Below are 23,112 nucleotides of genomic sequence, written 5' to 3' on the forward strand. Positions count from 1 at the left end.
TGCCCCTACCTGATCAGTCCTTGTGCGGCTCGGGCCTCGGCTGCGCGGCGGGTGCCGGATTCTCCCGGGTGAACCGCTCGGCCGGGTCGTCCAGGAGCTCGCGGACGATCTCGGCGTGCATCTCCGGCGGCAGGTCGCCGTGCTGCTCCTGGCCGTGCTCCGGGAGGGGAGCGCCGACCGTGGCCGGCACCGGCTGGGGCTCCGGGCGGCGGCCGGAGCGGATCGCCCCGAGCAGCCCGATCATCCCGAACAGGATCAGCGCGCCGGCGATCAGCCAGCCCAGGCGTACCGGGGCGAGGTTGACCACCTGCGAGGCCGCCCACCAGGCCGCGATCAGCAGGAAGACGGTGCCGAAGCTGAGCGACACGTTGTCGGTGCGATGCGGCTTCATCGGGCCACCTCCACATTTCCGGTGTTCATCACGACGGTGAGCTTCAGGGCGCCGCCACCGGCGCCGTCGGCGCCCTGGTCGGTGAAGGGCTGGGCGGCGGCCTGGCGGGCGTCGTACTCGGTGCCGAAGACGACCGCGCGGCCCTCGTTCAGGCTGACGTCCGCGGTCACGTCGACGTTCGGCGGGACCAGGACCTTGACCGAGCCGAACTTCATCTCGATCGTGGTGCTCTGCTCGGCGTCGGTGAAGTCCACCCGGCGCAGGTCGAGCGTGGCGTTGCCGACGTTGAAGTCGTACCGGTCGGCGACCGCGGACAGGCTGCCCGGGCGGTAGACGTTGCTGCCGATCTGGCCGCCCCAGCGCTCCAGGCCGGTCGAGACGCCCAGGCCCAGCGTGGCGATCAGGGCCAGCGCGATCAGCCCGCGGGCCCGGCCGATCCAGGCGCCGACGATCAGGCCGAGCGCGATGGTGGCGAGCGCGGCCGCGAAGAACGCGGACACCGACACCGAGATCCCGGTCAGGTTGAGCAGGGTCAGGAATCCCATCACCAGGATCAGGGCGAAGAACGTCATGCTGCCGAGCTTCGACTTCTCCTTCGGAGGCCTCGTCTGGCCGCTCCGCGGGGGCTTCTGGTGCGGAGCGGGCGGGGGAGGCGCGGCCTGGGCGGACGTGCCGGCGTACGGGCCGTGGGGTGCGAACGGCGGGCGGTAGCCGGACACCGGCGGCGTGAACTGCGGCGGGCGGGGCGCCTCGGAAGCGGGGAACGGCGCGGTCGGCGCCTCCGAGGAAACCGGCGCCTCGAACGAAGCCGGCGAGGGAGTCGGGGGAGTCGGTGGGGTCGGCGGTGTCGGCGGCGTGGGCGGTGTCGGGGGCGTCCAGGGCCACGAGGCCGGCTTGGCCGAGCCGTTCTGGTTCTTCTTGATGAGCAGGGCCGCACCCACGAGTACGGCCACCGCGAGCAGCGCCGCCCGGAAGCCGTCGTTCACCACGAACGAGAAGGTCAGCACCGTGGCGCCGCCGAGCAGCACGATCGACAGCGGCTTCATGCTCGACCGGCCGCGGCCGAGCAGCGACTCGATCGGCGAGGCGGTGTCGGTCTCGGCCGGGATGGCCAGCCAGCCGATCAGGTAGATCAGCACGCCGACGCCGCCGAAGAGGCCGAGCACGGTGAGCAGCACGCGCCACAGGACCGGGTCGGTGTTGGTGGCCCGGGCCAGCGCGCCGGAGACGCCGGCGATGTAGCGCGGCCGGAGCGGGCGGATCAGCCGGTCCCGGTCGAAGCTGGGCCGGTCCCCGAACGGCGGCTCGTCATGGGCGGGCGGCGGCTCGTAGGGCGGCGGGGTCGGCGGCGGGAACGGCGGCGGGAGCGAATTGGTGGAGGATGCCGCACCGCTTGACTGGTCGGCATCGCGGGCTGAGGCAGCATCGTCGGTCATGCCATCGATACTGCGGCTCGTACCCACCGGCGCGCCTCCGGCGCCGACCCTGACGAGACCCTGAGATGTCCGGGCCGCAGACCTCGGGGGGTTCCCCGTGGTCAGGCCGCCTCTTCCGTGTGACGATCGAAGGCGACACCGGGAGGACGAGATCACCACGACCGCAGCAGCCACGCCGACGCGCCGCCTGCACCGGCAGCGCGACCACCGCATCATCGCGGGGGTCGCCTCGGGCCTGGCGCGTCACCTCGGCATACCCGTGATCGCGGTGCGGATCGCTCTGGTCGTACTCCTGGGTTTCAACGGTCTTGGTCTGATGCTTTACGCCGGTTTCTGGGCGGTCGTGCCGCAGGAGGCGCCCGACGGCACCCCGGCGGCGCGGCGCAATCTGGGCTCGCTGATCCCGTTCGCCGCGATCGGCGTCGGCGTCGTGCTGCTCCAGGGCCTGGTCTTCGGGGACAACGGGGTGGCGGGCACGGCCGGCTGGCTGATCGCGATCATCGCGCTCGGCGCCGGCGTCATCTGGCACCAGTCCGACCCGACCCGGCGCGGCCAGCTCCCGGCGGACATGCCGCAGGCGCCCTGGCTCGCCGCGGTGATCGCGGAGAGCGACCGCCGCTCCTTCATCTTCCGCTTCATCGGCGGCGGCGTGCTGGTCGCCACCGGCATCATCGGCGTGGTCGCGGTGTACGCCCCGGCCGGCAGCCTGACCGCGGTCGTGAACGGCGTGATCTTCGCGCTGGTCGGCCTGGCCGGCGTCGGCGTGGTGGTGGCCCCGCTGATCTGGCGCACGTTCAGCCAGCTGCGGTCGGAGCGCGAGGGCCGGATCCGGGAGCAGGAACGCGCCGAGCTGGCCGCGATGATCCACGACCAGGTGCTGCACACGCTGGCCCTGATCCAGCGCAACTCGGCGGACATCAAAGAGGTCCAGCGGCTGGCCCGCGGCCAGGAGCGCAGCCTGCGCAACTGGCTGTACAAGCCGACCGCGTCGCCGACCGAGCGGTTCTCCGCCGCGCTGGAGGAGGCCGCGGCCGAGGTCGAGGACACCTACGCGATCTCGGTGGAGACCGTGGTGGTCGGCGACACCGACTGCGACGAGCGGGTGGCCGCGCTGGTCGCCGCGGCACGCGAGGCCCTGGTGAATGCCGCCCGGCACGCCGGGGTGGAGACTGTCTCCCTGTACGCCGAGGTGGAGTCGGACGAGCTGAGCGTGTTCGTCCGCGACCGCGGCGCCGGGTTCGACATCGATCAGGTGGAGGAGTCGCGGCACGGGGTGCGCGGCTCGATCATCGGGCGGATGTCGCGGCACGGTGGCACCGCGGCGATCCGCAGCACGCCAGGCGAGGGCACCGAGGTGCGTCTCATCCTCCCCGCGTCGCGGGAGAGCGTCACCGCAGGAAAGGAAGCAGTCCGATGACAGACGAGCGACGGCTCACCGTTTTTCTTGTGGATGACCACGCCATGTTCCGCGCGGGGGTCCGCGCCGAGCTGGGCGTACACGTGGACGTGGTGGGTGAGGCCAGTTCGGTGAGTGAGGCGATCGCCCGGATCGCCGCGACCACGCCGGACGTGGTGCTGCTCGACGTGCACATGCCGGACGGCGGTGGCCGCGCGGTGCTCGAGTCGATGCGGCGTACTCACCCTCAGGTGAAGTTCCTGGCACTCTCCGTCTCGGATGCCGCCGAGGATGTGATCGGCCTGATCCGGGCCGGCGCCCGCGGCTACGTCACGAAGACGATCTCGCCCGACGAACTGGCCGCCGCGATCAAGCGGGTGGCCGACGGCGACGCCGTGTTCAGCCCGCGGCTGGCCGGGTTCGTGCTGGACGCGTTCGCCGCCCGGCCGGACGTGCCGGTCGCCGACCCGGAACTGGACCAGCTCACCAACCGGGAGCGCGAGGTCCTGCGACTGCTGGCCAGGGGATACGCGTACAAGGAGATTGCCAAGGAGCTGTACATCTCGATCAAGACCGTCGAGACCCACGTTTCGAACGTGTTGCGCAAGCTCCAGATGAGCAACCGTTACGAACTTTCCAGGTGGGCGGCCGACCGACGCCTCGTGTGACGACGTCTGTCCACTGAGGGGATCGCGCCGAGTATCGGGTTGGTAACAGGCGAGGGAGCAAGCGTTTTCCTGTGGAAAAGTGGCCCCAACTCGCTTACTACCCCTCGTGAGCGCCCCCGAAGGAGGCACTCCCATGCTTGGGAAACGCCCGTGGAAGATGGCTGCCGGAGCGGCAGCCATCGTCATGCTGGTCGCCGGCTGCGGCGGTGGATCGGATGAGGCCGAAGGCTCGGAGAACACCGTTGTCCTGGGCATCGCCGAGCCTAAGCACCTGATCCCGGCCAACTCCACCGAGTCCAATGGGTCGCAGGTGCTGTCGTCGCTCTTCTACCCGTTGGTCAACTTCAACGAGCAGAAGCAGCCGGTTGAGGCAGCCGCCGAGTCGATCACCTCGGATGACAACAAGGTCTGGACGATCAAGCTCAAGCCGGGCTTCACGTTCAGCAACGACGAGCCGGTCACGTCGGACAGCTACATCAACGCCTGGAACAACGGCGCCTACGGCCCGAACGGCAACGACGGCTCCTACTTCTTCGAGCGCATCGCCGGCTACGCCGACCTGCAGTCGAAAGACCCGGACGGCGAGGACGGCCCGCAGAAGGCGCCCGAGCCCAAGGCCAAGACGATGACCGGTCTGAAGAAGGTCGACGACACCACCTTCACCGTCACCCTGTCCGCGCCGTTCGCGGGCTGGAAGTCGGTGCTCGCATACACCGTGTTCTACCCGCTGCCCAACGCGGCGTTCTCCTCGCCGGGCGTGCTCAACGAGGCGTTCGAGCAGACCCCGATCGGCAACGGCCCGTTCAAGGTCGTCGGCAAGTGGGAGCACGACCAGCAGATCGTCGTGACCAAGGCGGCCGGCTTCAAGGGCCCAGCGCCCAAGGTCGAGGGCATCACCTGGAAGATCTACCAGGACCAGCAGGCGCAGTACGCCGACCTGGTGGCCGGCAACCTGGACGTGCAGACGCTGATCCCGATCGAGAGCCTCGGCTCGGCCGCCGGTGACCTCGGCGACCGTCTCAAGAAGAGCCCGAGCTCCGACTTCGCGTTCGTCGGCTTCCCGACGTTCCAGAAGGAGTTCTCGAACCCGGACGTGCGGCGGGCCCTCTCCATGGCGATCAACCGCAAGGAGATGACCGACCAGATCTTCCTGCAGTCGCAGACGCCGGCCACCTCGTTCGTGTCGCCGGTCGTCGCCGGCTACCGCGAGAACACCTGCGGCAAGTGGTGCGAGTACAAGCCGGCCGAGGCCAAGGCGCTCTACACCAAGGCCCAAGGTCCCAAGGAAATCAAGATCACGTACAACGCGGACGGCGGGCACAAGGCCTGGGTGGACGCGATGTGCAACCAGATCAAGGCCTCGCTGGCCGTCAACTGCACCGGTCAGGGCGAGCCGAAGTTCGCGGACCTGCTGACCAAGGTGGACGCCGAGCAGCCGGTGGGCCTGATCCGGCTCGGCTGGATCATGGACTACCCGCTGATGGAGAACTACCTCGGTCCGCTGTACAGCACCACGGGTGGTTCGAACTACTACGGCTACAGCAACACGGCGTTCGACAGCCTGCTCAAGGAGGGCTCCGAGGCGGCGACGCCGGAGGCCGCGATCAAGAAGTGGCAGGAGGCGGAGGACATCCTGGTCAAGGACATGCCGGTGCTGCCGCTGCGCTTCGGGCAGAACACGTACGGCTTCTCCGAGCGGGTGACCAACGTCGAGGTCGACCTGTTCAAGAAGGTCAACATCTACAAGATCGAGCGCGTCGCATCCTGACGCTCGCCGGCTGAGCGGTGGCGCCATGCCCGACAAGGCGTGGCGCCACTGCCGTGTCTCTCCGCGGAAGAAAACATGTTCCGATATCTCATCCGGCGCCTGCTCCAGATGGTGCTGACCTTCTTCGGCGCCACGTTCATCGTGTACGCGCTGATGTTCGCCAACCAGACCGACCCGATCCAGGCACTGGCCGGTGAGCGTCCCATCACCGACTCCCAGCGGCTGGCGCTGACCGAGCGCTACCACCTGGACGAGCCGTTCCTGGGCCAGTACTGGCACTACATGAAGGGCCTGCTGACCGGCGACTTCGGCATCTCGCTCACGAACCGCAAGATCTCCGAGATGATGGCCGACGCCTGGCCGGTGACCATCCGGCTGGCGCTGATCGCGATCGTCATCGTGGCGATCGTCGCGATCGTCGCCGGCGTGATCTCCGGGATCCGCCGCGGCGGCACCTTCGACAACGTCACGCTGGTGCTCACCCTGGTCGTGCTGTCCATGCCGATCGTGGTGCTCGCCCCGCTGGCCCGGCTGGTCTTCGGCATCCAGCTCGGCTGGTTCCCGCCCACCGCGACGCGCGACGCCGGCTTCTACGAGCTGTTGCTGCCCGCGCTCGTGTTGGGCAGCCTGGTGGTCGCCACCGAGCTGCGGGTGACCCGGTCGGCGGTGGCCGAGAACCTTCGCTCCGACTACGTTCGTACCGCGCGGGCCAAGGGGCTCACCCGGCAACGCGTGGTGGGTGTGCACGTGCTCCGCAACTCGCTGATCCCGGTGGTCACCCTGATCGGCGTCGACCTCGGCAACCTGATGTCGGGCGCGATCGTGACCGAGGGCGTGTTCAACATCCCGGGCGTCGGGTTCAATCTGTTCCGCGCGATCAAGACCGAGGACGGGCCACTCGTGGTCGGCTTCGTCAGCGTGCTGGTGATCGTGTTCCTGATGGTCAACCTGCTGGTCGACCTGCTGTACGCCGCATTGGACCCGAGGATCCGTTATGAGTGACCCCCAGGCCGTGACCACGGCCGAGTCGGCCGTCGGCCGGGACAAGCCACGCAGCCTGGCCGGCGACGCCTGGCGCGACCTGCGCCGCAACAAGATCTTCTGGGTGGCTGCCGTGCTCGTCACGGTCTTCGTGGTGATGGCGATCGTGCCGGCCGTCTTCGGCGCCGGCGACCCGCGCGACTGCGCGCTGAGCCGTCAGCACGACGGACCCAGCGGCAACGCGTTCTTCGGCTACGACTTCCAGGGCTGCGACGTGTACGCCAAGGCGGTCTACGGCGCCCGCAACTCGATCCTGGTGGGCCTGCTGTCCACGCTGCTCGCCGGCACGATCGGGCTGATCATGGGGCTGACCGCCGGCTACTTCGGCGGCTGGGTGGACGCGGTGCTCTCCCGGGGCATCGACGTCGTGCTCGGACTGCCGTTCCTGCTCGCTGCGATCGTGCTGGCCCGGCGGCTGTCCTCCGACCCGAGCAACAACGGCTTCTGGGCGGTCATCGTCACCCTCGGCTTCCTCGGCTGGACCACCGCGGCCCGGGTCATGCGCTCGTCGGTGATCGCGTCGAAGAACCAGGACTACGTGGCCGCCGCCCGGATGCTCGGTTCCGGACCGGCGCGGCTGATGATGAAGCACATCCTGCCCAACTCGACGGCCGCGTTCATCGTGGTGCTGACCATCCTGCTGGGCACCAACATCGCCACCGAGGCCACGCTGACCTTCCTCGGAGTGGGGTTGAAGGGCGACGCGATCAGCTGGGGCATCATGATCAACGAGGCGGGCCCCAACGTCCGTACCGCGGCCGAACCTCTGGTCTGGCCCTCGGTGTTCCTGGCCCTGACCGTGCTGGCCTTCATCATGCTGGGCGACGCGGTTCGCGACGCCTTCGACCCGAAGCTGCGATGACGGTGAGCGGGAGTGGTGAGGCTACGGTCCGGACCACATCGGACGATGATCGCCGAGCCGCGGAGCGGAGGTAAGGAATGACCGATATCCAAGCTCAGATCGACGTGCTGCCCGGGCTCGACCCAGGGGCGCAACTGCTCGAGGTCAACGACCTGCACGTGGAGTTCCGCACCCGGGACGGCGTCTCGCACGCGGTGAACGGCGCGAACTTCCGGCTCGAGCCCGGCGAGACCCTGGCCATCCTCGGCGAGTCCGGCTGCGGCAAGTCGGTGACCGCCCAGGCCATCATGGGCATCCTGGACTCCCCGCCCGGATACGTCACCCGGGGCGAGGTGAAGTACCGCGGCGTCGACCTGCTCCAGCTCAAGGAGGCGGAGCGCCGCAAGGTCCGCGCCAACCGGATCGCGATGATCTTCCAGGACGCGCTGTCCGCCCTGAACCCGGTCTTCTCGGTCGGCTTCCAGCTCGCCGAACTGTTCCGCAAGCACCGCGGGATGAGCCGGCAGGATGCCAAGAAGCGGTCCATCGAGCTGCTCGACCAGGTGCGCATCCCGGCCGCCAGGGAGCGCATCGGCGACTACCCGCACCAGTTCTCCGGCGGCATGCGGCAACGCGTCATGATCGCGATGGCGCTGGCACTGGACCCCGAGATCCTGATCGCCGACGAGCCGACCACGGCGCTCGACGTGACCGTGCAGGCGCAGATCATGGGGCTGCTCGCCGAGCTTCAGCGGGAACGCGACATGGGCCTCATCCTGATCACGCACGACATGGGCGTGGTGGCGGACGTCGCCGACCGGATCTCGGTGATGTACGCCGGCAAGGTCGTGGAGGAGGCGCCCGTCTACGACATCTACGCGCGCCCCGCTCACCCGTACACCAAAGCCCTGCTCTCCTCGATCCCGCGGCTGGACATGAAGGGGCAGCAGCTCAGCGTCATCAAGGGCCTGCCGCCGGCGCTGAACGCCATCCCGGCCGGATGCGCCTTCCACCCGCGCTGCGCGTACGCCAGGGATCAGTGCCGGCAGGACCCGCCGCCGCCGGCCTACGACGTAGCGCTCGGCCGCACCGCCCGGTGCCACTTCTGGAGGGAGGTGATCGGCGATGAGTGACGTCGTCCTCGAGACGAAGGGCCTGGTCAAGCACTTCCCGATCACACAGGGCATCGTCTTCAAGACCAGGGTCGGCGCGGTCCGCGCGGTCGACGGCGTGGATCTGCAACTGCGCCGCGGCGAGACGCTGGGCGTGGTCGGCGAGTCCGGCTGCGGCAAGTCCACCCTGGCCAAACTGCTGGTCGGGTTGGAGAAGCCGACCGCCGGTTCGGTGCAGGTGCGCAACGAGGACATGGTGCGGCTGCGCGGTGGCGCGTTGCGGCGGGCGCGGCGGCACATCCAGATGGTGCTGCAGGACCCGTACACCAGCCTCAACCCGCGGATGACGGTCGGTGACATCATCGGCGAGCCGTTCGAGATCCACCCCGAGGTGACCCCGCGCAAGGGCCGCGAGAAGGCCGTGCAGGACCTGCTGGACACGGTCGGCCTGGACCCCGGCCACATCAACCGGTACCCGCACCAGTTCTCCGGCGGCCAGCGGCAGCGCATCGGCATCGCGCGGGCGCTGGCGCTCAAGCCCGAGATCATCGTCTGCGACGAGCCGGTCAGCGCGCTCGACGTGTCCATCCAGGCCCAGGTGATCAACCTGCTGGAGTCGTTGCAGGACGAGTTCGGGCTGTCCTACATCTTCATCGCGCACGACCTGTCCGTGGTGCGGCACATTGCCGACCGGGTGGCCGTCATGTACCTCGGCAAGGTGGTGGAGACGGGCAACGACGAGCAGATCTACGAGCAGCCTACGCACCCGTACACGCAGGCGCTGTTGTCCGCGGTGCCGGTGCCGGACCCTCGCCTGCGCGGGCGCCGCGACCAGATCGTGCTGGAGGGCGACGTGCCGTCCCCGGCCAACCCGCCGTCCGGGTGCCGCTTCCGCACCCGCTGCTGGAAGGCCGAGGACATCTGCGCCGAGGAAGAGCCGCTCCTGCAGATCCGCGAGTCGTCGGCCCACCCGAGCGCCTGCCACTTCGCCCGCCCGCGCGATGTGCTGCACGCTTCCTGAGATCGAGCCGTTAGCCTCGGCTGATGCGGATCGAGGCGCTTGATGTCCTGGTCGGACAGTGGAGGCTCACCGGACGGACGGACGGCTCCGAGAACGACGACATCATCGGCCATACCACGACCACCACGCTGCTGGGCGGTCGCATGCTCCAACTCATCGGCGGCATCCAGGTGGGCGAGCACCTGATCGAGAGCGCCGAGCTGATCTGGCCGGCGCGCGACGGGTTCCGCTCCCACGTGTACGACGGCAGTGGCGAGCCGCTGGAGTACACCTGGGCCATCGACGGGGACCAGCTCACCCATGCCGGGCAGGGCATGACCTACCGCGGCACGGTCAGCGCGGACGGCAACACCATCATCGGACGGTGGCACGCCGACCCCGACCGGCCCGACATGGCGCATGCGGCGTACGACGCCTTGATGCGCCGCATCCGCTAGAGGTTGCACGACGCGCTGGGCGAGTCCGGCGCCACCGAGCTGCGTCCGCCGCGAGACCCAGAGCCGCCGCGACGGCGGTGATCAGCCCGCCGGTCCGAGCACCACGACCGGGATCTGACGGTCGGTGTAGGTCGCATAGGAGGCGTACGGCCGATAGATCGCCACGAGCCGCTCCCAGAGTGCGGCCCGCTCCGCCCCCTCGGCCACCCGGGGAGTGACCCGGCGATGTTCGCCGCCCGGGAGCTCGACCTCGGTGGAGGCCATCGCCATCAGGTTGTGGAACCACGCCGGGTGGGTGTCCGTGCCGCCCTTCGACGCGACGATGACCAGGTCGGGCCCGTCGTCGAGATAGATCAGCGGGTTGGTCCGGGCCTCGCCGGACCGGCGGCCGACGTGGTGGAGCAGCAGCACCGGCGCACCCCCGAAGTACGTGCCGCCGACCCTGCCGCGGGTTCGACGGAACAGGAAGGTGTTGAAGCGCGCCAGCTGACGATGGAGCTTCCAGAAGCGGGACGAGGATGCGGGAGCCTTGGGCATGGACGTCATTCTGTCAGTCAATGACAAGTGTCGTCCACTGACACAATCTTGGTTCTCTATCCTGGCGCTATGGACACCGTCGGTCTGCGTCAGCGGAAGAAGCAGCGGACGCGCGAGGCCCTGATCGAGGCCGCCGTCGCGCTGTTCTGCGCCAACGGCTACGACGCCACCACCGTCGACCAGATCGCCGAGGCCGTCGAGGTCTCGCCGCGCACCTTCTTCCGGTACTTCACCTCGAAGCAGGACATCGCGCTGTCCCTGGCCGACGAGCAGATCACGGCGATGCTCACAGCGTTCGAGGCGCAGCCGGCCGGCTTGCCGGTGCTGACCGCGATGCGGCAGGCGGTCGTCGAGGTCGTCCGGGCGGCTGCGGCGTCGGCCCCGCACGGCCGCATGCGGGACCTGGTCTCCGGCAGCCCGGCCCTGACCGCCGCGCGATTCGAACGCGGCTCGGCCCGGCTCGACGAGGTCGCGCGGCTGGTCGGCGCCCGGATGGGAGTCGACCAGGCCACCGACCCCCGGCCCCGCCTGATGGCGGCGGTCGCCCTGTGCGCGGTGCCGACCGCGGTCGACGCATGGCGGTCCGCCGGCCGCGATGAGCCCGACGCCGACCTGGTCGAGCAGGCGTTCGACCTGTTGGCCGCCGGCCTCGACTACCCGGCCGCCGAAATCAGCGAGCCTCGCTGAGGTCCGCGCTCACCAGTTTCTGCAGAGCGTCGCGGCAGCCCAGCAGGAGCGTCGTCGTCTCGTCGAAGAGCGTCGCGTCGGTGCGGCCGCCCCGCCACATGGCGCGCAGCGCGGCCTGACTGATCGCGAGCTGGGCGGCGGCCGCCTCGACGAAGCGCCCGTAGGTGTCACGTCGCTCCGGCGCGGCGAACCGCACCGCGTCACGGGCCGCCCGCAACGGCTCGCCGGGCTGGGCGAACACCGCCTCCGCGTCCCCGCCCGCCTGTTCGGCGCCCACCCGGGCGAGCACGCGCTCCAACTCGGTCGCGGCGACCGTCATCCGCCCGATGGCCGCGAGCGTCTGCTCCGACAGCTTCTCCACGTCGAGCAACCTACATCGGACACTGGTGAAGACGATCGATTGCGGTTGTTCGGGCGGGTGAGAGCGCATCTCGTCAGCCCACCAGGTGGTGCCTGCGGAGCTCGAACGTCGACCCGCGCGGCGCAAGGCCGCGGTAGCGGCGGGAGTGACCACGCACGCACGTCGCAGGGAGGGAGGCCGCGGAAGCGGAGCGTGCGGCCTCCCGGACCGACCTCGGCGGGAGCGGCGGTCCGCACCACCCACCCCGCTACGACATCGATCTTGAAGCTCTTACAGAGGGCCTCGGCCTGCCCGGAGGATCATGAGGGCCACCTGGGTGCCGTCGGCGCCGAGGGCGGTGCGGAAGCGCTCGACGATCTCGCGCTCGCGGCTCAGGACCAGGCGGGTGCCGCCGCTGGCCATGCGGGTCTTGCCGACCATCTGGGAGAGGCGGGCGCGCTCCAGCCAGAGGTCGATGATGGCCTGATCGATCTCGTCGATGCGTTCGCGTGCGGCGCGGATCTCGTCGGCGGCCAGGGGCTCGTCGGTGCCGGTCGGCTGGTCGATGGTCTCGGCGTTCAACTCGTGCTCCTCGGGTGCGTCGGCTCGGCCGGCCCGGGCAGACTCAAGCCCCGGGCTGTGGAGCCCGGGGCTTGGTGGAAGTCTGTCGCTCAGACGCTCTCCACGGTCGCCGGACTCCCGGTGCCGTAGTAGAAAAATCGCGTCCGCTGGATCACGAGGCCGAGTATGCCCCTGGCCCGGGCGGTCTCGCAAGGAAACCGCCCGAACCGTGGGATACCGAAAGTCAGCCGGTCACGGTGATGCGATTGGCCGGGCCCGGGCCGACCGGGGTGCCGGCGCCGAGGTACGCGGTGAGCGCGTCGACGTCGAAGCCCGGTGCGGTGGTCCGGGCGGTGCCACCCGCCAGGTTGGTGAAGCCGTCGCCACCGTTGGCCAGGAAGTCGTTGGTGGTGACGCGGTAGGTGGCGGCCGGGTCGATCGGCACCCCGTTCACCGCCAGGTTGCTGATCTTGGAGCCGGCCGGCGCGCTGGTGCTGTAGGTGTACGTGAGGCTGGCGGACGGCTGCAGGATGCGCTGCGTGGTCTGCCCGGCGAAGCCGACGAACTGCTGCTCCAGCACGTTCTTGATCTGTGCCCCGGTGAAGGTCTGGGTGACCACCAGGTTGTTGAACGGCTGGACCGTGAACGCCTCGCCGTAGGTGACCGCGCCCGCGGCCTCCGTGCCACTCGGCGCGTAGGCCAGGGAGGCGCGGACGCCGCCCGGGTTCATCAGGGCGATCTGCGCCGAGGCGCTGGTCCTGGTGTACGCCAGCTGGGCGTCCGCGATGACGTCGCCGAGCGGGCTCTCGCCGCTGGGCCGCGCGTCCCGGACGATGTCGCCGGTGATCTGCCCGACGACCCGGTTGGCGATCGGGGCGACCGCGACGCGGTACTTGTCCGCCACCCGCTTGGCGTTGGCGTCGACCGTGGCCGGGTTCTTCACGAACGCGCCCGCGCCGTCGACCTGCCAGGTGCCGTCGGCGTTGCGCACGCCGTTCTCCACGATCACGTTCTTGGCGGTGATCTCGGCGAACTTGCGGGTGCGCTTGTCCAGCGTGTAGTCGATGTCGGTGATCAGCTGGCCGTTGGTGCCGGCGCTGGTGACCACGGCCTGACCGCCGCGGGTCGGCAGCTTGCAGCTGTAGAACCGGTGCGTGTGACCGGACACGACCAGCCCGAACTCGGGGTTGAGCCCGGCCACGATGGGCACGATCGGACCGGTGAAGGTGTTGCAGGCGCTCGGGTCGGCCGAGTTGCCCTGGCTGCCGCCCTCGTGCACCAGCAGCACCTGCGCCTTCACGCCGAGCAGCTTGAGCACGTTGCCCCACTTGTTCGCCGTCTCGACCTCGTCGGCGAACGTGACGCTCTGGATCCCGGCCGGGTTCACGATGCCGGGGGTTCCCTCGAGGGTCATTCCGACAAACCCCACGGGTACGCCGTTGACGAGCTTGATGTCGATCGGCGGCAGGATCGGCAGCTTGGTGCGCTTGCTGATGGTGTTCGCCGCCAGGTAGGTGAACTTCGCCCCGCGGAAGCCGTCGCCGTCCTGGCACCCGTCGACCGGGTGGCAGCCGCCGCGCTGCATGCGGAGCAGCTCGTCGACGCCCTCGTCGAACTCGTGGTTGCCCACCGAGCTGACCTGCAGGCCGACCTCGTTCATCAACTCGATCGTCGGCTCGTCGTGGAACGCGGCGCTGACCAGCGGTGTGGCGCCGATCAGGTCACCGGCGCCGACGGTCAGCGTCTGGCGACCGTCGGTCCGGCCCTCGGCGCGCAGCCGCTTGAGGTAGGTGGCGAGGTATTCCACGCCACCGGCGGGGGTGCCGTTGACCGTGGCGCCGCTGCCGGCGGGCGGGTCGATGGCGCCGTGGAAGTCGTTGTAGCTGAGGAACTGACCCTTCACCGTGCTGCCGTGCGGCAGCCCGTAGTTGACGCTCACCGGCTCCAGACCGGTCGCGGCCGCCGGGGTCGCGTGGGGCACGACGGCGATCACGGCCAGCGCCAGCGCCGGCACCAGCAGCCGGCTCAGGACGTGGTGTCTCATATGTGGTTCTCCCCGAGTCTTCGTTCGGTAACGACAACACTCTCGTGTATTGATCCAGGTCACCGCTACCACTTGTGGATGAAAAAAGGGTTGTCCACAGGGCCGGGGAAGATGTCGTACGCCCGGCATAGACTTCACGCCGTCATGAGAACGCTCCCGGAACACCCCCAGTTGCCCTTCGGCGCGCCTCCCGTCAAGGAGAAGAAGCCGCCCCGCCGGCCGGATACAGAGTCGCTGCTGGCCGGCCTCAACGGCCCGCAACGCGACGCGGTCACCCATGCGGGGTCACCGCTGCTCATCGTGGCCGGGGCGGGCTCGGGCAAGACCAGGGTGCTGACCAACCGCATCGCCTACCTGCTCGGTGAGCGCAACGTTCATCCCGGCGAGATCATCGCGATCACGTTCACCAACAAGGCCGCCGGTGAGATGAAGGAGCGGGTGGCCGCGCTGGTCGGCAACCGGGCGCGGCTGATGTGGGTGTCCACCTTCCACTCGGCGTGCGTGCGAATCCTGCGGGCCGAGCACGACCACGCGGGGCTGAAAAGCTCGTTCTCCATCTACGACGCCGACGACTCGCGCCGGCTCATGCAGCTGGTCTCCCGCGAGCTCGACCTGGACCCGAAGAAGTACCCGGCCCGCGGCCTGGCGGCCCAGGTGTCGAACCTGAAGAACGAGCTGGTCGAGCCCGAGGAGTTCGCGGGCCGGGCCACCGGGCCCAACGAGCGGGCGGTCGCCGAGGCCTACGTGCTCTACCAGCGCCGCCTCAAAGAGGCGCACGCGCTCGACTTCGACGACATCATCATGACCACGGTCCACCTGCTGCAGTCGCACCCGCACGTGGCCGAGGCCTACCGCCGCCGGTTCCGGCACGTGCTCGTCGACGAGTACCAGGACACCAACCACGCGCAATATGTGCTGGTCAAGGAGCTGGTCGGCCCGGGCACGGCCGATCTGCCGCCCGGCGAGCTGTGCGTGGTCGGCGACGCGGACCAGTCGATCTACGCGTTCCGCGGCGCCACGATCCGCAACATCCTGGAGTTCGAGCGCGACTACCCGGACGCCCGCACGATCCTGCTGGAGCAGAATTACCGCTCGACGCAGACGATCCTGACCGCGGCCAACGCGGTGATCGACCGCAACACGTCACGCAAGCCCAAGCGGCTGTGGAGCGACCAGGGCGCCGGCGAGCAGATCGTCGGTTATGTCGCCGACACCGAGCACGCCGAGGCCGACTGGGTGGCCCGCGAGATCGACCGGCTGCACGACCGGGAGGACGTGCGCGCCGGCGACGTGGCCGTCTTCTACCGCACCAACAATCAGTCCCGGGTGTTCGAGGAGGTGTTCATCCGGGTCGGGTTGCCGTACAAAGTGGTCGGTGGCGTGCGCTTCTACGAGCGCAAAGAGGTCCGCGACGCGCTGGGCTACCTGCGCGCGGTCGCCAACGACGACGACACGGTCAGCATCCGCCGGGTGCTCAACACCCCCAAGCGCGGCATCGGCGACCGGGCCGAGGCCTGCGTCGAGGCGCTGTCGTCGCGGGAACGCATCTCGTTCGGGCAGGCGCTGCGCCGGGCCCGCGAGGCGCCCGGCATCGCCAACCGCTCGGTGAACGCCATCCTCGACTTCGTGCAGCTGCTCGACGACCTGCGGGAGATCGCGCAATCCTCGCCGCCCGAGGAGGTTCTCGAGGCGGTGCTGCAGCGCTCCGGGATGCTCTCCGAGCTGGAGGAAAGCATCGACCCGCAGGACCAGGGCCGCGTGGAGAACCTGCAGGAACTGGTCAGCGTGGCCCGGGAGTACACCGAGCGGGTCGAGGCGCCGGCCGAGGAGGACGAGCCGCAGCGGGCGACCCTGGCCGGCTTCCTCGAGCAGGTGGCGCTGGTGGCCGACGCCGACCAGCTGCCCGACGACGACCCCGACCACCAGGGCGTGGTCACGCTGATGACGCTGCACACAGCCAAAGGCCTCGAGTTCCCGGTGGTGTTCCTGACCGGGCTGGAGGACGGCGTCTTCCCGCACATGCGGGCGATGAGCGACAACACCGAGCTCGAAGAGGAGCGGCGCCTCGCCTACGTGGGCATCACCCGGGCGCGGCAGCGGCTCTACCTGTCCCGGGCCGTCACCCGATCGGCGTGGGGGCAGCCGCAGTACAACCCGCCGTCCCGGTTCACCGACGAGCTGCCGCCCGAGCTGGTCCGGTGGGAGCGCACCGGGTCGTCGTACACGTCATGGTCGGGCACCGGCGGCGGCGTGGGTGGTCGCGGCGGGGGAGACCGGTCACGCGGCGGGGGTTTCTCCGGGGGTACGCCGAAAGCGCAGCGCCTCGCCGAACGGCTCGGGATCGACGCGAGCAAGCTGGCCACTGCCAGTGAGCTGCCGCAGACGGCCAAGGTGGCTGCGGGGGATCGGGTCAATCATCAGCGGTATGGGCTGGGGCGGGTTGTCGTGGTTGAGGGGCATGGGCCTGGGGCTCGGGCGCAGGTGGACTTCGGGGATCAGGTGATGTGGTTGATCTTGCGGCATGCGCCTATTGAGAAGCTTTAGCGGGCTGGCTGGCTGGGGTGGTTGGGCTGGCTGGTCGGCTGGCTGAGTGGCTGGGTGGCTGGGCTCGTTGGTCGGCTGGCTGGGGTGGCTGAGGTGGTTGCATACGGCTGCTGAGCTGGCTGGTCGTCGCTTCGCTCCTCCGGGCATTTCGCCCCGGGGAGCTGGCGACTTGGCCGCGAAAAAGCACCTCGGCTTCGCCTGGCACTTTTTCGCGGCCAAGTCGCCAGCGGGCGAAATGCGGGGTGGGCGCTGTTGGACCCCGTGGTGGGTGCGGCTGGACCCCGTGGTGGGTGCGGCTGGACCCCGTGGTGGGTGCGGCTGGACCCCGTGGTGGGTGCGGCTGGACGTCGTGGTGGGTGCGGCTGGACGTCGTGGTGGGTGCGGCTGGACGTCGTGGTGGGTGCTGGACGTTGTGGTGGGTGCTGTTGGGCTCGGCGTGGAGCTTGTCTGCCCGGTGGTGGCGCGGCTGGGCTGCGTTGGGCGGGTGGGTCAGTGCTCGTGGGTCTCGTGGGTGTCGGCGGGGGGCTTGTCGGTGGTGCAGCCGGGGATGTTTACGCCGTGGGCGCGCATCCAGGCTGTGGGCTCGATGGGGTTCTTGTAGTGGGTCTCGTGCACCTCGAAGTGCAGGTGGGGGCCCGTTGAGTGGCCGGTGGAGCCCTCGTGGCCGATCTCGTCGCCGGCCCTTACCTTCTGGCCCAGCTTGACCGTGATGGCGGACATGTGGCCGTAGTGGGTGAGGAAGCCGTTGCCGTGGTCGATCAGCACCGCGTTGCCGTAGCCGCCCTCCTCGCCGGCGGCGACGACCGTGCCGGTGCCGGCCGCGCGGATGCGGGTGCCGTTCGGGGCGGCCAGGTCTACGCCCGCGTGCAGGCGGCCCCAGCGCTGGCCGAAACAAGAGGTCACGGACGCCTCGGGCAGCGGGTTCACCCAGGCGGCGGAGGCCGCGGTGACCACCGGCTTCGGCAGCGGCTTGGGCTTACGCAAGGCGGGGGCGGAAGAACGCTGCGGCGAGTCGGCGGCGTAGTCCTCGGTGGGCGTGACCGGGTCGCGCATGGCCAGGTCCTCGTCGACCAGGGTCTGCGCGGCGGTGCCGGGCAGGTCCGCGGTCGGGTCGGCCAAATCCGGGACCGTGGTCTTCTGCTGGACCGGGGCGGCCGCGATGCCGGCGTCGGCGTGGCTGGGTGAGGCGTTCGCGGCCACACCGGCGCCGAGGCCGACCACGCCGATGCCTACGGCCAGGGTGGCGGCCATGACGGCCTGCCGGCTGCGGGTGGCGGTTATGACAGCCTGCCGGCTGCGGGTGGCGGCCGCGACGGCGTGCCGGCCGCGCTCGGTCAGGTGCGACGGGCTCTTCGCCACGCTCTTCACCGCCCGCGGGAGCAGGTCGGCGGGGGTGAGGGGCGCGGTGGAGGTGAGGGGCGCGGTGGAGGCGAGCAGGTCGAGGTAGGCGCGGGAAGCGGCGTCTCCGCCGACGAGTGGGAGCAGGTCGGCGGGGGTGAGCGGCTTGTCCGAGGCGAGCAGATCGTGGTAGGCGCGGGTCGGGTCGGCCGGGATCAGCGGCGCGTCCGAGGCCAGCAGCGCCTGATAGGCGAGCTCGGCGACGGTGCCCGGCACCACGTTCGCAAACGCCGCCACTGCAACGGGCGCGGCGGCGCTGGGTACGACTGCTGCCGGCGCAGCTGTGCAGGGCGCGACGCTGGGTGCGATGGCAGCGGATGCGGCGGCGCTGGGTGCGACTGCTGCCGGCGCAGCTGTGCCGGGCGCGGCGGTGGGCGCAGCGGCGGTGGTCAGTGGCGCGGAGGAGGCCAGCAGGTCCAGATAGGCCCGCATGCCGGCGTCATCGGAGTGGTGGTCCACGGCGGTGGCGGTGACGGCACGGTGCTGCACGACGGGGCGGCCCTCCAAAGCTTCACGGTTCGACACCTGAGCAGTCGGCAAGGGGCGGGAGCCGTGAAGGTGAATCGGAGGTGATGCGGGACATCCAACCGAGCTGCAACCCTGCGGGTGACTCCAGGTGTCAAAGGGACGGGAGTGACAGTCGCGGGGGTCGAATCGGGCAAAGCACAGATGCCGAGATGAACGACCGGAGGAACCAGGCGTCTACCTCAGTGCGGGCGGCGAGCGGACAGCGCGGCCAGGCGAAGGGCAGTGGCGCGGCCCACGGATGGTCAGCGATGCGGCCCGGGCTGAGGCAAGTGGTGCGGCCCGCGGCCGGTTAGCGATGCGGCCCGGGCTGAGGTGAATGGTGCGGCCTGCGGGCGGCTAGCGATGCGGCGGGGCTGGGGGGAGTGGTTCGGTGGGGCTGAGGGGGAGCGATGCGATCAGGAGTACGGAGACTCGATCTTCAGCTTCACGTCGGCCCCGTTCTCGCGCATCAGCGGGATCGGGTCGACCGGCTTGCCGGCGACGTGGATCTCCAGGTGCAGGTGCGTCCCGTACGAGTAACCGGTGTTTCCGACCGTGCCGATGACCTGCCCGGCCTTGACGACGTCGCCGGTCTTGACCAGCAGCCGGTGAGAGTGGGCGTAGACCGCCTCGGTCCCGTCGGTGTGCTTGATGGTGATCGCGAAACCGTAGCCGCCCTGATAGCCGGCCGAGGTGACCGTGCCGGCGTGCACCGCCTGGTAGGGCGAGCCCTCGGGGGCGGCCAGGTCGATGCCGGAGTGCAGCTTGCCCAGCCGCATGCCGAACGGTGCGGTGAACGTGTAGTCCTGTAGCGGGAGGACCCAGGCCTGGGCCTCGACGTCCGCATCGCTCAGCGTCTTGGCGGCGGTGGTGTCGGTGGACTCGGTGCCCGCGCGCTCGGACCGGTCTGCCTTGTCGCCGTTGCGTGCCTGGATGTCCTGCGAGATCTGGGCCGAGTCGAGGTCGTGCAGGACGGACTGGTGAACGTCCTTGTAGTCCGTCAGGTTGGCCGCGCCGAGGGCGACCACGCCGGCACCGACGAAGGCTGCCGTCCCGACCACCGCGTACCGGCTGCGCGGGGGTGTGGGTACGCGTCGACGACCGCGATAGCGATCGGGCTCGGAAGACAAGCGCTGACGCACGTACGACCCTCCGTCGACACTTCTTTATAGGCCGGTCATCGGGCTTGCCCCTAGGGGGCAGAATCCGGGTTGACCGGGCGTCTTCCGGGGATTAACCCGTTGACAGCCGTGGGCCACGGTAACGAAGCGGCGTCCGTGTCACAAGTCGCACCGCCAATTCCCTGACAGTTCCGGAACAGGCCTTCGTAGCGAATGTCCGAATTAATAGCCTTCCTAGCGACACACCGCCAGCGACCCGTTACGTTCTGCCGAGGTAATGGCAAGTCAGATTGGCACGCGCGGGGAGTGACGTATCAAACACGCACCGACACCATCCCTGATGTCGCAACATGCTTACCCTCACCCCGTGAGGGGGGTTACCGTTCGTTCAGGCGAGGCCCTCCGGGGCCGTCTCGATGAGGAGGGGTCGCACATGCAGGCTCGGATCAGGGTCGTGGTGGCCAAACCCGGCCTGGACGGCCACGACCGCGGTGCGAAGGTGGTGGCCCGCGCTCTGCGGGACGCCGGCATGGAAGTCGTCTATACCGGCCTGCATCAGACCCCGGAGCAGATCGTGGAGACCGCGATCCAGGAGGACGCCGACGCCATCGGCCTTTCCGTACTCTCCGGCGCGCACATGACGCTGTTCCGCAGAGTGATGGAGCTATTGGCGGAACGTGACGCAGCTGACATTGTCGTCTTCGGCGGCGGCATCATTCCGGAGGACGACATCGCGGAATTGCGGACGCTCGGCGTCGCTCAGATATTCACGCCGGGCGCGACCACCGCATCCATCATTGAATGGGTTCGCGCCAATGTGACGACGCCGGTGGGCCATTGATGCTGGTCAAGACCCCTTAGACAAGGGGAGAGGCCGGACGCACCCCTCACACGTCCGGCCTCTCATGCACGATGCCCCGCCGCCACCCCTCGACCGACAGGGCATCGGCCGTTCCTCGCCGGCTCGCTCAGCGCTCCGACATCACTCTCAACGACGCCCTCCACCGGGGGTTACGCGAGTCCACCGAAGTTTCCTGACGTGTCCGTGGTGTGCCGTCTTGCACAGCGCGCACCCGCGCCGGTGCGGCCACCGGGCGAGTGGCTAATCTCCACATGAGGTGGCCCGGAAGCGGGGCGGAAAGGAGACACGTGGACCTGTTCGAGTATCAGGGGCGCGACCTGTTCGAACGGCACGGCCTGCCCGTGCTGGGCGGCGGCGTCGCCGAGACCCCGCAGGAGGCGCGCGCGATCGCGGAGCGTCTCGGCGGCAAGGTGGTCGTCAAGGCGCAGGTGAAGGTCGGCGGCCGCGGCAAGGCCGGCGGGGTGAAACTGGCCGACGGCGCGGACGAGGCGGAGGCACGCGCCACCGACATCCTCGGGATGGACATCAAGGGCCACACCGTGCACAAGGTGATGCTGGCCGAGACCGCGGACATCAAGGAGGAGTACTACTTCTCCTACCTGCTGGACCGCGCCAACCGCACCTTCCTGTGCATCGCCAGCGTGGCCGGCGGCATGGAGATCGAGCAGGTCGCCGAGGAGCAGCCCGACCGGGTCGCCAAGGTCGCGATCGACGCGAACCTGGGCGTGGACGAGGCCAAGGCGCGCGAGATCGTCACCCAGGCCAAGTTCCCGGCCGAGGTGGCCGAGCACGTCGTCGACATCGCGGTGAAGCTGTGGGCGGCCTTCGTGGCCGAGGACGCGCTGCTGGTCGAGGTCAACCCGCTGGCCAAGGTGGGCGACGGCCGGGTGCTCTGCCTGGACGCCAAGGTGACGCTGGACGAGAACGCCGAGTTCCGGCACGCCGACCACGCGGCCCTGGTGGACCAGTCCGCGGTCGACCCGCTGGAGCAGGCCGCCAAGGCGAAGAACCTGAACTACGTGAAGCTGGACGGCGAGGTCGGCATCATCGGCAACGGCGCCGGCCTGGTCATGTCGACGCTCGACGTGGTCGCGTACGCGGGTGAGTCGCACGGCGGCGTGAAGCCGGCCAACTTCCTCGACATCGGCGGCGGCGCCAGCGCCCAGGTGATGGCCAACGGCCTCGAGGTCGTGCTCTCCGACCCGTCGGTGAAGTCGGTGTTCGTCAACGTCTTCGGCGGCATCACCGCCTGCGACGAGGTCGCCAACGGCATCATCCAGGCCCTCGCCCTGCTCGGCGAGCGCGGCGAGCAGGTCACCAAGCCGCTCGTCGTCCGCCTGGACGGCAACAACGCCGAGGCCGGTCGCGCGATCCTGGACGGCGCCAACAACCCGCTCGTCGAGCGGGTGGACACGATGGACGGAGCGGCCGAGCGCGCCGCCGAGCTCGCGGCTGCGGGGAAGTGACGTCATGGCTATCTGGCTCACCAAGGAATCCAAGGTCATCGTCCAGGGCATGACCGGCTCGGAGGGTTCCAAGCACACCCGCCGCATGCTGGCCGCCGGCACCAACGTCGTGGGCGGCGTCAACCCGCGCAAGGCGGGCACCACCGTGGACTTCGACGGCACCTCGCTGCCGGTGTTCGCGTCCGTCGGCGAGGCGATCAAGGAGACCGGCGCCGACGTGTCAGTCATCTTCGTGCCGCCGGCGTTCACCAAGGCCGCCGTCGTCGAGGCGATCGACGCCGAGATCCCGCTGGCCGTGGTGATCACCGAGGGCGTGCCGGTGCAGGACTCGGCCGCCGCGTGGGCGTACAACGTGTCGAAGGGCAACAAGACCCGGGTCATCGGGCCGAACTGCCCGGGCATCGCGTCGCCGGGCGCCTCCAACGCCGGCATCATCCCGGCCGACATCACGCCGGCCGGCCGGATCGGTCTGGTGTCCAAGTCCGGCACGCTGACCTACCAGCTGATGTACGAGCTGCGCGACATCGGCTTCTCGACCAGCGTGGGCATCGGCGGCGACCCGGTCATCGGCACCACCCACATCGACGCGCTCCGGGCGTTCCAGGACGACCCGGACACCGACGCGATCGTGATGATCGGTGAGATCGGCGGCGACGCCGAGGAGCGGGCGGCCGAGTTCATCAAGGAGCACGTCACCAAGCCGGTGGTCGGTTACATCGCCGGCTTCACCGCGCCGCCCGGCAAGACCATGGGCCACGCCGGTGCGATCATCTCCGGCTCCGCGGGCACCGCGGACGCCAAGAAGGTGGCGCTGGAGGCCGCGGGGGTCAAGGTCGGCAAGACGCCGAGCGAGACCGCGCGGCTCATGCGCGAGGTCATGAGCTGATTTTCACGTACGACCACAGCGGCGCGCCGTGCCCCGGGATCATCTCGG

The 23,112-nt window shown here is 69.6% G+C and carries 21 protein-coding genes; 13 read left to right on the forward strand and 8 right to left on the reverse strand.

All coding sequences use genetic code 11. The features are described from left to right. Window positions 1-13: 13 nt before the first annotated feature. Both QSK31_RS18115 and QSK31_RS18120 read right to left on the reverse strand, forming a co-directional pair. A complete protein-coding gene (locus QSK31_RS18115; protein ID WP_285685286.1) occupies window positions 14-391 on the reverse strand; it encodes a hypothetical protein in 378 nt (125 codons plus the stop codon). Then, window positions 388-1,827 (reverse strand): PspC domain-containing protein, encoded by a 1,440-nt coding sequence (locus QSK31_RS18120; protein ID WP_285685287.1) that lies wholly within the window; start codon window positions 1,825-1,827, stop codon window positions 388-390. Before QSK31_RS18120 ends, QSK31_RS18115 begins: the two co-directional genes overlap by 4 nt. Window positions 1,828-2,014: 187 nt before the next feature. Between QSK31_RS18120 and QSK31_RS18125 the strand changes: the two genes are divergently transcribed. The 8 genes from QSK31_RS18125 (at window position 2,015) to QSK31_RS18160 (ending at window position 10,111) form a co-directional block, all read left to right on the forward strand. After that, window positions 2,015-3,244, forward strand: a complete 1,230-nt coding sequence (locus tag QSK31_RS18125; protein ID WP_285685406.1) for an ATP-binding protein — start codon at window positions 2,015-2,017, stop codon at window positions 3,242-3,244. Then, on the forward strand, window positions 3,241-3,891 hold the full coding sequence (locus QSK31_RS18130; protein ID WP_285685288.1) for a response regulator: 651 nt from the start codon (window positions 3,241-3,243) through the stop codon (window positions 3,889-3,891). The genes QSK31_RS18125 and QSK31_RS18130 overlap by 4 nt, the downstream gene beginning before the upstream one ends. 133 nt (window positions 3,892-4,024) lie before the next feature. Further along, entirely contained in the window at window positions 4,025-5,659 is a 1,635-nt protein-coding gene (locus tag QSK31_RS18135; protein WP_502872975.1) for a peptide ABC transporter substrate-binding protein, read from the forward strand. Between the two features lie 75 nt (window positions 5,660-5,734). Next, window positions 5,735-6,661 carry an ABC transporter permease gene (locus tag QSK31_RS18140; RefSeq protein WP_285685289.1) on the forward strand — a complete coding sequence of 309 codons (927 nt, stop codon included), beginning with the start codon at window positions 5,735-5,737 and terminating at the stop codon, window positions 6,659-6,661. Further along, a complete protein-coding gene (locus QSK31_RS18145; protein ID WP_285685290.1) occupies window positions 6,654-7,562 on the forward strand; it encodes an ABC transporter permease in 909 nt (302 codons plus the stop codon). The genes QSK31_RS18140 and QSK31_RS18145 overlap by 8 nt, the downstream gene beginning before the upstream one ends. Window positions 7,563-7,639: 77 nt before the next feature. Then, window positions 7,640-8,674 carry an ABC transporter ATP-binding protein gene (locus QSK31_RS18150; protein ID WP_285685292.1) on the forward strand — a complete coding sequence of 345 codons (1,035 nt, stop codon included), beginning with the start codon at window positions 7,640-7,642 and terminating at the stop codon, window positions 8,672-8,674. Then, the gene (locus tag QSK31_RS18155) at window positions 8,667-9,674 is read left to right on the forward strand and encodes an ABC transporter ATP-binding protein (protein WP_285685293.1); all 1,008 of its coding nucleotides are present in this window, start codon (window positions 8,667-8,669) and stop codon (window positions 9,672-9,674) included. Before QSK31_RS18150 ends, QSK31_RS18155 begins: the two co-directional genes overlap by 8 nt. 23 nt (window positions 9,675-9,697) lie before the next feature. Continuing rightward, window positions 9,698-10,111: a hypothetical protein gene (locus tag QSK31_RS18160; protein WP_285685294.1), complete on the forward strand. Its 414-nt coding sequence runs from the start codon at window positions 9,698-9,700 to the stop codon at window positions 10,109-10,111. An 81-nt stretch (window positions 10,112-10,192) separates the two neighbouring features. On the opposite strand, the gene QSK31_RS18165 is transcribed toward QSK31_RS18160, so the two are convergent. Then, a complete protein-coding gene (locus QSK31_RS18165) occupies window positions 10,193-10,648 on the reverse strand; it encodes a nitroreductase family deazaflavin-dependent oxidoreductase (RefSeq protein ID WP_285685295.1) in 456 nt (151 codons plus the stop codon). A 69-nt stretch (window positions 10,649-10,717) separates the two neighbouring features. On the opposite strand from QSK31_RS18165, the gene QSK31_RS18170 reads away from it, so the two are divergent. Beyond that, window positions 10,718-11,335 (forward strand): TetR family transcriptional regulator, encoded by a 618-nt coding sequence (locus tag QSK31_RS18170; protein ID WP_285685296.1) that lies wholly within the window; start codon window positions 10,718-10,720, stop codon window positions 11,333-11,335. Here the strand turns inward: QSK31_RS18170 and QSK31_RS18175 are convergent. The 3 genes from QSK31_RS18175 to QSK31_RS18185 all read right to left on the reverse strand — a co-directional run bounded on the left by QSK31_RS18175 (window position 11,319) and on the right by QSK31_RS18185 (window position 14,280). Next, window positions 11,319-11,696, reverse strand: a complete 378-nt coding sequence (locus QSK31_RS18175; RefSeq protein ID WP_285685297.1) for a hypothetical protein — start codon at window positions 11,694-11,696, stop codon at window positions 11,319-11,321. The genes QSK31_RS18170 and QSK31_RS18175 overlap by 17 nt on opposite strands. 270 nt (window positions 11,697-11,966) lie before the next feature. Beyond that, on the reverse strand, window positions 11,967-12,257 hold the full coding sequence (locus QSK31_RS18180) for a chorismate mutase (protein WP_285685298.1): 291 nt from the start codon (window positions 12,255-12,257) through the stop codon (window positions 11,967-11,969). A 223-nt stretch (window positions 12,258-12,480) separates the two neighbouring features. Beyond that, window positions 12,481-14,280, reverse strand: a complete 1,800-nt coding sequence (locus QSK31_RS18185; protein WP_285685300.1) for a bifunctional metallophosphatase/5'-nucleotidase — start codon at window positions 14,278-14,280, stop codon at window positions 12,481-12,483. A 144-nt stretch (window positions 14,281-14,424) separates the two neighbouring features. Between QSK31_RS18185 and pcrA the strand changes: the two genes are divergently transcribed. Further along, the gene (pcrA, locus tag QSK31_RS18190; RefSeq protein WP_285685301.1) at window positions 14,425-16,824 is read left to right on the forward strand and encodes a DNA helicase PcrA; all 2,400 of its coding nucleotides are present in this window, start codon (window positions 14,425-14,427) and stop codon (window positions 16,822-16,824) included. Window positions 16,825-17,313: 489 nt separating this feature from the next. Here pcrA and QSK31_RS18195 read toward each other — a convergent pair whose 3' ends face one another. Continuing rightward, window positions 17,314-18,747 carry a M23 family metallopeptidase gene (locus tag QSK31_RS18195; protein WP_285685302.1) on the reverse strand — a complete coding sequence of 478 codons (1,434 nt, stop codon included), beginning with the start codon at window positions 18,745-18,747 and terminating at the stop codon, window positions 17,314-17,316. Window positions 18,748-19,145: 398 nt separating this feature from the next. Next, window positions 19,146-19,871, reverse strand: a complete 726-nt coding sequence (locus QSK31_RS18200; RefSeq protein ID WP_285685303.1) for a M23 family metallopeptidase — start codon at window positions 19,869-19,871, stop codon at window positions 19,146-19,148. A 412-nt stretch (window positions 19,872-20,283) separates the two neighbouring features. Between QSK31_RS18200 and icmB the strand changes: the two genes are divergently transcribed. From icmB to sucD, 3 genes are all read left to right on the forward strand, one after another. Further along, window positions 20,284-20,691, forward strand: coding sequence for a coenzyme B12-dependent isobutyryl CoA mutase small subunit (gene icmB, locus QSK31_RS18205; protein ID WP_285685304.1), 408 nt, complete (start codon window positions 20,284-20,286; stop codon window positions 20,689-20,691). A gap of 308 nt (window positions 20,692-20,999) precedes the next feature. Then, window positions 21,000-22,178 carry an ADP-forming succinate--CoA ligase subunit beta gene (sucC, locus tag QSK31_RS18210; RefSeq protein ID WP_285685306.1) on the forward strand — a complete coding sequence of 393 codons (1,179 nt, stop codon included), beginning with the start codon at window positions 21,000-21,002 and terminating at the stop codon, window positions 22,176-22,178. A 4-nt stretch (window positions 22,179-22,182) separates the two neighbouring features. Further along, window positions 22,183-23,064, forward strand: coding sequence for a succinate--CoA ligase subunit alpha (sucD, locus tag QSK31_RS18215; protein WP_285685307.1), 882 nt, complete (start codon window positions 22,183-22,185; stop codon window positions 23,062-23,064). Window positions 23,065-23,112 lie beyond the last annotated feature (48 nt).

The sequence above is a fragment of the Actinoplanes sp. NBRC 103695 genome (genome assembly GCF_030269485.1).
GTDB lineage: Bacteria > Actinomycetota > Actinomycetes > Mycobacteriales > Micromonosporaceae > Actinoplanes.

What these genes read in the sequence shown, in the direction of transcription:
- QSK31_RS18115 (WP_285685286.1), bottom strand. Translation starts at nt 391, where the DNA reads ATGAAGCCGCATCGCACCGACAACGTGTCGCTCAGCTTCGGCACCGTC.
- QSK31_RS18120 (WP_285685287.1), bottom strand. Translation starts at nt 1,827, where the DNA reads ATGACCGACGATGCTGCCTCAGCCCGCGATGCCGACCAGTCAAGCGGT.
- QSK31_RS18130 (WP_285685288.1), top strand. Translation starts at nt 3,241, where the DNA reads ATGACAGACGAGCGACGGCTCACCGTTTTTCTTGTGGATGACCACGCC.
- QSK31_RS18135 (WP_502872975.1), top strand. Translation starts at nt 4,025, where the DNA reads ATGCTTGGGAAACGCCCGTGGAAGATGGCTGCCGGAGCGGCAGCCATC.
- QSK31_RS18140 (WP_285685289.1), top strand. Translation starts at nt 5,735, where the DNA reads ATGTTCCGATATCTCATCCGGCGCCTGCTCCAGATGGTGCTGACCTTC.
- QSK31_RS18145 (WP_285685290.1), top strand. Translation starts at nt 6,654, where the DNA reads ATGAGTGACCCCCAGGCCGTGACCACGGCCGAGTCGGCCGTCGGCCGG.
- QSK31_RS18150 (WP_285685292.1), top strand. Translation starts at nt 7,640, where the DNA reads ATGACCGATATCCAAGCTCAGATCGACGTGCTGCCCGGGCTCGACCCA.
- QSK31_RS18155 (WP_285685293.1), top strand. Translation starts at nt 8,667, where the DNA reads ATGAGTGACGTCGTCCTCGAGACGAAGGGCCTGGTCAAGCACTTCCCG.
- QSK31_RS18160 (WP_285685294.1), top strand. Translation starts at nt 9,698, where the DNA reads ATGCGGATCGAGGCGCTTGATGTCCTGGTCGGACAGTGGAGGCTCACC.
- QSK31_RS18165 (WP_285685295.1), bottom strand. Translation starts at nt 10,648, where the DNA reads ATGCCCAAGGCTCCCGCATCCTCGTCCCGCTTCTGGAAGCTCCATCGT.
- QSK31_RS18170 (WP_285685296.1), top strand. Translation starts at nt 10,718, where the DNA reads ATGGACACCGTCGGTCTGCGTCAGCGGAAGAAGCAGCGGACGCGCGAG.
- QSK31_RS18185 (WP_285685300.1), bottom strand. Translation starts at nt 14,280, where the DNA reads ATGAGACACCACGTCCTGAGCCGGCTGCTGGTGCCGGCGCTGGCGCTG.
- pcrA (WP_285685301.1), top strand. Translation starts at nt 14,425, where the DNA reads ATGAGAACGCTCCCGGAACACCCCCAGTTGCCCTTCGGCGCGCCTCCC.
- icmB (WP_285685304.1), top strand. Translation starts at nt 20,284, where the DNA reads ATGCAGGCTCGGATCAGGGTCGTGGTGGCCAAACCCGGCCTGGACGGC.
- sucD (WP_285685307.1), top strand. Translation starts at nt 22,183, where the DNA reads ATGGCTATCTGGCTCACCAAGGAATCCAAGGTCATCGTCCAGGGCATG.